This window comes from Cryptosporangium aurantiacum, assembly GCF_900143005.1.
Classification (GTDB): Bacteria; Actinomycetota; Actinomycetes; order Mycobacteriales; family Cryptosporangiaceae; genus Cryptosporangium; species Cryptosporangium aurantiacum.
Genome location: NZ_FRCS01000008.1, coordinates 354291 through 364144, shown reverse-complemented (window position 1 = coordinate 364144; position 9854 = coordinate 354291). Strand labels below are relative to the sequence as shown.

General features: G+C 73.4%; 6 protein-coding genes. 5 read left to right on the top strand and 1 reads right to left on the bottom strand.

The annotated features are described in order from the left end of the window. Positions 1-34: 34 nt before the first annotated feature. From BUB75_RS26675 to BUB75_RS26665, 4 genes are read left to right on the top strand one after another with little or no spacing between them, the layout of a single operon-like run. On the top strand, positions 35-847 hold the full coding sequence (locus tag BUB75_RS26675) for a helix-turn-helix transcriptional regulator (protein ID WP_073260634.1): 813 nt from the start codon (positions 35-37) through the stop codon (positions 845-847). Positions 848-852: 5 nt separating this feature from the next. Further along, positions 853-1644: an SAM-dependent methyltransferase gene (locus BUB75_RS26670; RefSeq protein WP_073260552.1), complete on the top strand. Its 792-nt coding sequence runs from the start codon at positions 853-855 to the stop codon at positions 1642-1644. Between the two features lie 9 nt (positions 1645-1653). Further along, a complete protein-coding gene (locus BUB75_RS48890) occupies positions 1654-1800 on the top strand; it encodes a putative leader peptide (protein ID WP_425430899.1) in 147 nt (48 codons plus the stop codon). A gap of 58 nt (positions 1801-1858) precedes the next feature. Beyond that, positions 1859-3442, top strand: a complete 1584-nt coding sequence (locus BUB75_RS26665; protein ID WP_073260551.1) for an FAD-dependent oxidoreductase — start codon at positions 1859-1861, stop codon at positions 3440-3442. Here BUB75_RS26665 and BUB75_RS26660 read toward each other — a convergent pair. Then, the gene (locus BUB75_RS26660) at positions 3430-4293 is read right to left on the bottom strand and encodes a 3-hydroxybutyryl-CoA dehydrogenase (protein WP_073260550.1); all 864 of its coding nucleotides are present in this window, start codon (positions 4291-4293) and stop codon (positions 3430-3432) included. The genes BUB75_RS26665 and BUB75_RS26660 overlap by 13 nt on opposite strands. Positions 4294-4482: 189 nt before the next feature. On the opposite strand from BUB75_RS26660, the gene BUB75_RS26655 reads away from it, so the two are divergent. Continuing rightward, the gene (locus tag BUB75_RS26655) at positions 4483-9843 is read left to right on the top strand and encodes a diguanylate cyclase (RefSeq protein WP_073260549.1); all 5361 of its coding nucleotides are present in this window, start codon (positions 4483-4485) and stop codon (positions 9841-9843) included. Positions 9844-9854: the final 11 nt, after the last annotated feature.

Sequence of the window (9854 nt, the reverse complement as noted above, 5' to 3'; positions counted from 1 at the left end):
TGCTACCCACGATCGCATCCGGGGCGGGATAGTGGTGGATCGATCCGAACTCGGTGCGTTCCTCCGTGCCCAGCGGGCCCGGCTCCAACCCTCCGACGTCGGCCTGCTCCCGGCCGGCGGTCGTCGTCGCACCCCCGGCCTGCGCCGGGAAGAGGTCGCCGAGCTCTCCGGGGTCTCCAGCACCTGGTACACCTGGCTCGAGCAGGGCCGCCCGATCGTCGCGTCCGTTCAGGTGATCGATGCGCTGGCCCGCGCGTTGCGGCTCGACCCCGACCGGCACCGTCACCTGCGCACGTTGGCCGGCCTGCCGGTGCCGCAGGTGGAGACGGCCGCGGCGGACGTCGCGCCGCGGCTGCAGCGCCTGGTCGACAACGCGTCGCCGAGCCCCGCGGCCGTTTACGACCGCCACTTCGACTTCGTGGTCTGGAACAAGCCCTACGTCCGGGTCCGGCACGATCCGGCCACGCTCCCCGACGACCGGCGCAATCTGATGTGGACGATGTTCACCGACGCCGAGTACCGGGCCAGGATGGTGCGCTGGACCTCGGCCGCACAGGCTGTGCTCGGCCAGTTCCGCACGTCGGTGGGGCAGCGTCCGGACGACCCGCGGTTCACCGAGCTGGTCGCCGCGCTCATCGACGCGAGCCCCGAGTTCCGCACGTGGTGGCCGAACTACCTCGTCCGTGACGTCAACCCGGAGGCCGTCGAGGTCGACCACCCGGCGGCGGGCCGCCTCTCGCTGGAGCTCTACCAGCTCCGTCCGGTCGAGTTCCCCGACCTGCTGCTGGTGTTGCAGGCACCGGCCACTCCGGACGACCGCCGCCGCGTGCAGGGCCTACTACGGTAGGGCGCATGTCGGTCCCGAACGCGGCCCGCGCACTCGGCGGCACCGACCAGCCGAACGCGGCCCGGATGTACGACTACCTCCTCGGAGGCTCGCACAACTTCGCCGCCGACCGGGCCGCCGCGGACGCTCTGCTGGCCGTGGCACCGGACGCGCGGGCCAACGCCAGGGCGAACCGCGCGTTCCTCCGCCGGGTGGTGGGCTACCTGCTCGACCAGGGCGTCCGGCAATTCCTCGACCTCGGGTCCGGCATCCCGACCGCGGGCAACGTCCACGAGATCGCGCACGCGCGCGATCCGGGGACGCGGGTGGTCTACGTCGACGTCGAGCCGATCGCCGTGGAGACCAGCCGCCGGCTGCTGGACGACAACCCGTGCGCCGAGATCGTCCACGCCGACCTGCGCGACCCGGCGGCCGTCCGGAGCGGCACCACGCTGCTCGACCCGGACGAGCCGGTGGCCGTTTTAGCGATCGCGGTGCTGCACTTCGTCCCGGACGGCGACGCACCGGCCGACGTCCTCGGCGCGTATCTCGAACCGCTGGTCGACGGCAGCTACCTCGCGCTCTCGCACGTCGTCGTCGACAACGCACAGCCACCGGCGTCGGAGGGTGGGCTCGCGGTCTACGCCCGCACCACCACGCCCGTGACGCTGCGGGACTCCGGCCAGGTCGCCGCGTTCTTCCACGGGCATCCCCTGGTCGAGCCCGGCCTGGTCCCGGTGTCCCGATGGCGGGCCGAGACCACGGCGGAGCCCTCGGCGATCCACGGCGCGGTCGCGCGCGTCACCCGATTTTCCTAGTTAACCGCTATGTTTCGTGTCGCATCTTCGTCGAGTCCGTTGACCCCGCCTTTCACGGGGTGTTTCGTGGAGGACGTGGAGCGGTTCGTGAGCGTCGTCCGCCGCCACGTGGACCTGCTCCGCGTGGCGAGTTCGCTCTGTCCGTCCAGCGGGTAACGCCTCTCGTGAGCCGGAGGGGTGCCACCGTCCACCCCCCGCCGTGAGAGGACCTGCCATGACAGCCGCCACCGACCACCCGGTCGACCAGGTGACCGCGGACGTCCTGGTCATCGGGGGCGGCGCCGCCGGCACCTGGGCGGCCCTCGCGGCCTGCCGCGCCGGTCGGTCGGTGGTGCTCGCGGACAAGGCCTACACCGGCACCAGTGGCGCAGCGGCGGCCGGCGGCGCCGACGTCTGGGACGTCCCCGCGGACTGGGACACCCAGGAATCCGAAGTCGGTCACCGGGCGAGCCTCGGGGACGGCCTGGCCGACCCCCGCTGGCTGGAGCGGGTGGTGGAGGAGACCAGGACCCGGCTGAGCGAGTGGGAACAGGTGTCCGGCGAGCGCACGCTCCCCGGGTCGGCGCACCTGCGGTGGCAACGATCCCGGTTGCAGCGGCGCGGAGTGCGCATCCTCGACGACAGCCCGGTGCTCGAACTGCTGGTCGACGCAGACGGCGCGGTGGCAGGTGCGCGCGGTCTGACCCGGGGAAGGGGCTACGAGGTGCGGGCCGGGGCGGTCGTACTGGCCACCGGCGGCTGTGGGTACGAGGCCCGCGCGGTGGGTTCCGACGTGAACAGCGGTGACGGGGCGCTGTTCGCCGTCGAGGTCGGCGCGGACCTGTCCGGAGCGGAGTTCACCGCGATCCACCCCGTGATCCCCGAGCCGAACCCGGTACTGACCACCGGCTTCTCCCGGTGGGCCCGGTTCTACCGCGCGGACGGCACACCGGTGCCCGGCACGACCGGCGTCCGGGGCCGATCGGTACTGGCCAGGGCGGCCTCGGCCGAGCCGGTGTTCTGCCGCCTCGACCGCGTGGACCCGCCGATGCGCTCGGCGCTGCGCCTGGCGCAACCCGCGTTCTTCGCGCCGTTCGACGCCGACGGCGTCAACCCGTTCGTCGATCTGTTCCCGGTCTCGGTGCTGTTCGAGGGCTCGATCCGGAGCAGCGGCGGTGTCAGCCTGCGCGGCGACGACTGCGCGACCGGCGTCCCCGGCCTGTACGTGGCGGGTGACGTGGCCGCACGGGATCACGTGTTCGGTGCGACGCCGGGTACCGGCGCGGAGAACACGGCCTGGGCGATCGCGTCCGGCAATTGGGCGGGTGCGGGAGCCGCGGACTTCGCGGCCCGGCTGGGCCGCAGGCACGGCTCCCGGACCGTGCGCGCGACCGGCGCAGCCGGGCTGCGCCCGACGGGCACGCCCGGTACTGACTTCCGGGACGTGATCCGGACGGTGCAGGCCGAGGTACTGCCCTACGACGTCGGTCACCTCCGGCACGGCGACCGGCTGAGCGCCTCACAGGCCGAGTTGGACGCCATGTGGGGGCACGTCCGTAGGTCGCTGGGCGGTGCCGACGCTGTCCGTGCGCGTCGGGCCGCTGCGATGCTCGCCGCCGCCCGCTGGCTGCACGCGGCCGCGCTGGCCCGCACCGAGAGCCGCGGCGTGCACCAGCGGTCGGACTTCCGCGCCGCGGATCCGGCCCAGGCCCGCCACCTCACGGTCGGCGGTCTGGACCAGATCTGGACGCGTCCGGGCGAGATCCTGCCCTCGGTCCCCGCCAGGCTGCCGTTACTGGCCGCCGGTCACCGGGCGTAGTCGTAGAAACCGCGTCCGGACTTCTTGCCCAGCAGACCGGCGTCGACCATCCGCAGCAGCAGCGGAGGCGGGGAGTACAGCGGCTCTTTGAACTCCTCGTACATCGACTCGGCGACCGACTTCGTGGTGTCCAGGCCGATCAGATCGATCAGCCGCAGCGGCCCCATCGGGTGGTTGGCGCCGAGCACCATGCCGTTGTCGATGTCGTCGGCCGAGGCGAAGCCGGACTCGAACATCCGGATCGCCGACAGCAGATACGGGATCAGCAGCGCGTTGACGACGAAACCGGCCCGGTCCTGGGACCGGACCACGGTCTTGCCCAGCCGCTCGGTCGCCAGCTCCTCCACCCGCGCGCGGGTCTCGTCCGAGGAGAGCAGCGACGGGATGATCTCGACCAGTTTGAGCACCGGCGCCGGGTTGAAGAAGTGCACGCCGATGACCTGGGTCGGGCGGGAGGTCGCCATCGCCAGCTTCATGATCGGGATCGAGGACGTGTTCGACGCGAAGATCGCGTCCGGCCGCGTCACGATCTTGTCCAGCTGGGAGAAGATCTCGATCTTCAGCGGCTCGACCTCGGCCACCGCCTCGACCACCAGATCACGGTCGCCGAAGTCGTCGATCGACGTGGTGTAGCGAATCCGGCCCGCGGCGGCCTCCCGGTCGGCGGCGGAGAGCTTGCCCGCCTTGACGCCCCGGTCGAGCGAGTGCTCGATCCGGCGCTGCCCGGCGTCGAGCGCCCCGGCGTCCACCTCGGCGACGATGACGTCGAGGCCGGCCCGTGCGCACACCTCGGCGATGCCCGAGCCCATCAGCCCGGCGCCTACGACGCCCACCCGCTCGATCGTGCTCATGATTGCTCCTTCCGGTTGTCCAAGACCTATCACGGCCCTCGCAACGAGCACTCGTAGGTGGCTCCCGGTAGTGCGCCGTAACACCGACAACAACTCGTTGGAGCGTGTACTCTGGTAACTCGCCGCTACTGACGCCGCATCGCTGCGGAGTCGGATCCGTGCGGCAGCGGCACTGTCGACGAGGGGCCGATGGGTGGGTTCGTAAACGTGCCCGACGTGTCCGTCGGTCGGTCCGCGGCCGGGCTCCCCAGGGTTCCCGGTCTGGTACTGCTCGGCGAGATCGGTCGCGGTAACGACACCGTCGTCTACCGGGCACGCCGGGAGAGCACCGGCGGTCCTCCCGGTCCGGACTACGCGGTGAAGGTGCTCGGCGTCGCTGCGAGCGTCGGGGAACCGGCGCGGCATCGGTTCCGCCGTGAGGCCGCGGTGCTGGCCTGCGTCGACCATCCGGGCGTCGTCCGAGTGCACGCGGTCGGGGAGGTCGACGGCCGCCCCTACCTCGTGATGGAGCTGGTCGAAGGCCGGTCGCTGGCCGAGACGCTGCACGCGGGCGCGCTGTCGCAGGCCGACACCGCCGCGCTCGGCGCCGCGGTGGCCGACGCGCTCAGCGCGGCGCACCGCGTCGGGCTCGTCCATCGCGACGTGAAGCCGCACAACATCATGGTCCGGCCGGACGGGTACCCGATGCTCGTCGACTTCGGCCTGATCGACTTCGGGCCGGGCTCCGTTTCGGACGAGGACGACGGACCCTGCGGCCTCGTGCTCCGGCCCGGCACCGGCGTCGTGGCGGGCACGCTCGCCTACAGTTCGCCGGAGCAGTGCGGCATGCTGCACCGCCCGGTCGACGGCCGATCGGACCTGTACTCCCTCGGTGTCGTGCTGTTCGAGTGCGTCACCGGCCGCCCGCCGTTCGCCGCCGCGGACGTCGGCGAACTGATGCACCTGCACGCGACCGCGCCACCGCCCGACCCGCGCGCCTTCCGGCCCGACCTGTCCCCGGGGTTCGCCGCGATCGTGACGCGCCTGCTGGCCAAGGACCCCGACGACCGGTACCCGAGCGCGGGCACGGTCGCCGACGACCTGCGGCGGCTCCTCCCGGACGCCGTCCCGCCCCGCGCCGGCGCCGTCCCGGCGGGCATCGACGCCCGCTCGCCGCTGCCGCTGGTCGGCCGGGAGCGGGAGCTGGCCGCGCTTCTGGGGCACTGGCACCACGCCGCCCGCGGTGTACCGACGGCCGTCGTGCTCGACGGGCCACCGGGCATCGGCAAGTCGCGGCTGGCCGAGGAGCTGGTCGCGGCGATCCGGGCCCGTGCGGCCGGGCGGCCCGGTCCGGTCGTGCTCACCGCCAGAGCGACCGACGGCGCGGCCCCGCTGGCCGGTCTCCGGGCCGCCGTGGAGCAGTACGTCCGCGCCGTCGAGCACCTGCCGGGCGCGGTCCGGCGCGAGGCCAGGCACTGGCTGGCGACGGCCGCGGCCCCGGTCAGCACCCTGTTACGTCCGCTCTCACCGTCGCTGGCCGCGCTGCTGCGCCTGCCGGAACCGGCGGAGGAGTCCGGCAGGCACCAGTTCCCGGCCGCGGTGGCCACGTTCCTGACCGAACTCGCCCGCTGCGCGGGCGGGCTGCTCATCCGGGTCGAGGACGCTCACGTGCTGGACGCCGCGAGCGTGCGGGTGCTGGCCCAGATGCTGACCGAGCAAGCGCGCACGCCGGTGCTGGTGGTGGCGACGTCCCGCGGCACGTCGAACGCGACCAGCCTGCTGGCCTCCCGGGAGATGCAGGCGCTCGTCGACGAGCGGATCGCGCTCGGGCCGCTCAGTCCCACCGCGGTCGCGGAGCTGGTCGAGCGGCTCTCCGGCCGGATGGATCTGGGCGTCGAGTTCGCGGCGCGCATCGCGACCGCTGGGGCCGGGAACCCGCTGGCCGTCCTGCAGTACTTCCAGGCCGCGATCGAGGGCGGCCTGATCCGGCCGTCCTGGGGGCGCTGGCTGGTCGATCTGGACGGGCTGGCGAACGTCCGGCTGCCCACCGACGTGGTGGAGTTCCTGGTCGCGCGGTTGGAGCAGCTGAGCACGCCGGTGCGGTCGATACTGGCGGCGGCGGCCACGCTCGGCGTCCGCTTCGACCCGGACCTGCTCAGCGCGGTCAGCGGCGCGACGCCCGACGACGTCCGCGCCACCCTCGACGAGGCCGGCCGGATGCGCGTCGTGGAACGACGCGGCGGTGGCGACTTCGGGTTCGTGCACGCCGGGATCAGGCGCGCGCTGCTGAAGGCTGCGGATCCGCTCGCCCTCCGCGCCGTGCACCAGCGCGCCGCCGAGCTGCTCACCCCGGCCGACGGAACCGGCACCGGCGACCCGGGCCGGACGTACGCGCTGGCCAAGCACCGGATCCAGGGGGAGGTCGAGCGCAACCCGGCGGCGGCGGTCCGAGCCTGTGTGGACGCGGCGCAGCAGGCGCTCGCCGACTACTCGGCGATCGACGCGGTCATGTACTGCGACACCGCGGAACGGACCGCGAACGCGTACCGGATCCCGCTCCCACCGGAGTTCGACGAGACCATCGGCATCGCGCTGCACCAGGGCGGACGCTACGCCGAGGCGCTCGACCGGCTCGCGGCGGCGGCCGCGCGGGCGGAGAACCCGCTGGACCAGGCGCGGCTGGTGATCGGCATCGGACAGGTCCACCTGAGCCGGTGGGATCCGGCGGCCGCGGACGACGCGTTCGAACGGGCGCTGGTGGTGCTGGGCGAACCGCTGCCGCGGCACCGGATCGCGCTCGCGGTGTCCAGCGGCTGGGCGGCGATCCGCGGCGTCACCCGGATGCGCACCGGGCTGGGTGCGGGCACCGCGTCCGGTCCGGAGCGGGAGCGCCTCCGCCTGGTCACCCGCGCGCTGGTAGGGCTGGCGAACAGCTGCCTGTTCGGAATGCGTCCGCACCAGATGCCCGCCTACGCGTTCCGGGCCCTGCTGCCGGCTGCCCGGATCGGTCCCACCGCCGAGTACGTGACCGTCTGCGGCCTGATCGGCGTCGTCAGCGGCGCAGCCGGTCGGCGCCGCTCCGCGCGCCGGGCGTTCCACCGGGCCCGCGAGGCCGCGGACCTGCTCGGCGACCCGCAGCTGGCGGTACAGACCGCGATGCACGAGGCCGAGGCCAGGTACCTGATCGGCGACAGCGCGTCCGACCGGGCCGCGGCGCTGCTCGGCGAGCGTGGCCACTGGCTCGACCTGTTCCTGTTCCTCAACGGCATCGCGGTGTTCTGCTGGCAGCGGTTGATCCGCGGTGACGTCGTCACCGCGATGGCCGCCTACCGGCGCGGCGCGCGCCGGCTCACGTTGGGCGACGAGGACGACGCGGCGTTCTTCCTGGTGGGGGCATCGGTGACCGCGGCGTGCGGCCGGCTGACCGACGCTGCCGAACAGCTGACGCAGCTCCGCGAACTGGTCGCGGCCCGCGAGGGCGGAGCACCGGGGCTGCGTGTCAACGTGGTGCTGACCGAGGTCCAGGTGGCGGTCGAGTCCTCCGACGTCGGCGAGCACTTCGACGCGACGCTGGCCTGGTTCGCGTCGTTCGGCCTGGCTCCCGCCGCGCTGCTCCCGGTTCAGCGTGCGATCTACATCTACCAGGCCTACGGGCGGCTCGAGCAATGTCGTCAAGCACGGCGTCGGAACCGTACCGACGGGGTGCCGGACGCCGCGCTCGGCGCGGCACGACGGGCGGTGGACGAACTCGCGAAGGCCGTACGCGGCCGCAACCTACGAGTGCACTCGCTGGTCACGCGGGCTGAGCTGCTCCGGCTGGAGGGTGATCCGAAGGCCGCGCTGGATGCGGTGCTCGCGGCCGCCGCCCCGATCCGGGAGGCCTCGTCGGCGCTGGCCGAGTACGAGGCGGCCCGGGTCCGCGCCAGGGCGTTGCTCGAGCTCGGCGAACCCGGTGCGGCCCGGCGCGCGGCGCGGGACGCGGTCGACCTGGCCACCGAGCACGGCTGGCCCCACCGGGCGGACTGGGTCCGGCTGGAGTTCGAGCTGGTCGCCGAGTCACCGATCGGCACTCACGACCCGGACTGGGATTTGTCGCGGTCGGCGGTGGACCGGGAGCGGCTGGTGGCGCTCGAGCAGGTCAGCAAGGCCGCCGCCCGGGTGCTCGATCCGCGGGAGCTCGCGCGGGTCGGGCTGGACGAGTCGATCCGCATCCTGCGAGCCGAGCGCGGGCTGCTGTTCCTCACCGACGAGGAGACCGGCCGGTTGGAGCTGTGGCTCGGCCGCACCGCACGCCGGGAAGACCTGGTCGCACCCGCCGGGTACGCGACGTCGCTGGTCGACCGGGTCCGGCTGAGCCGCAGCGAGCTCGTGATCACCGGCACCGAGGACGGCGCGGCGCTGGGTTCGGCGAGCGTGCTGGAGCACGGGCTGCGCAGCGTCGTCGTCGCGCCGCTGGAGCTCGACGGGCGGCTGCTCGGCGTCGTCTATCTGGACAGCCGGCTCGCGACCGGCGTGTTCCGGCCGCGCGACGCCGGCATCCTCACCGCGATCTGCGCGCACGTGGCGGCGGCGCTGGAGACGGCCAGGGCGGCACAGTTGGCCGGCGAGGTCCGGGCCGTCCAGCAGGAGTACAAGGTCGCCGACCTGCTGCGGGTGGCGATGACCTCGGTGTCCGGCACGCTGGACCCGACCGAGGTCCTCAACCGCCTGCACCGTGCGCTGGAGGCGATGCTGCCTGGCGGCGTGTCGTGGCTGGTCGAGCAGGACGAGACCGGGCAGCTATTGGTTTCGGGCGAGGCCGGGTTCGAGATGGTGCGCCCGGCGACGCTGAAGCTGCTGCTCGCGGTCGACGAGCCAACCGTGGTGGCGATCGACGCACCGACGAGCCTGCTGGTCGTGCCACTGACCGTTCCGGAGTCGGCGGAGAGCCCGGCCACGCGGATCGGTTTTGTGCTGCTCGCGGCCGACGGCCCGGACGCGTTCCGGGAGAGCCACCTCGGGCTGGCCGACGCGCTGGTGCGGCACGGGATGGTCGCCTACCAGAACGCGGTGCTGTTCCGGCAGGTCACCGAACTCGCGACGATCGACGGACTGACCGGTGTCGCCAACCGTCGGCACTTCTACGAGACGGCGACCGTGATGACCGCGGCGGGTGGCCCGGCGGCGGCGATCATGGTCGACATCGACCATTTCAAGCAGGTCAACGACGGCCACGGGCACCGCGTCGGCGACCAGGTGATCGCCGAGGTGGCGGCCCGCCTGCGGCAGGCGCTGGGTGCGACGGGGGTGCTGGGCCGGTACGGCGGCGAGGAGTTCGCGATCGTGCTGGACGGCGCCGACGCCGCACGTGCGGTGCAGGTGGCGACCGAGCTGCACGCCGACATCGGTGCGCGGCCGGTCGACACCGACGCCGGCCCGCTGGCGGTCACCGTGAGCGTCGGTGTGCACTGCGCGAGCGGCGTCGACCTCGGTCTGTTGCTCAGTACCGCCGACGAGGCGCTCTACGAGGCGAAGCGCGGCGGCCGTGACCGGGTCGTCGTGGCGAACGGTGCACGTTCCGGCGGCCGCTAGGTGCGCGCAGG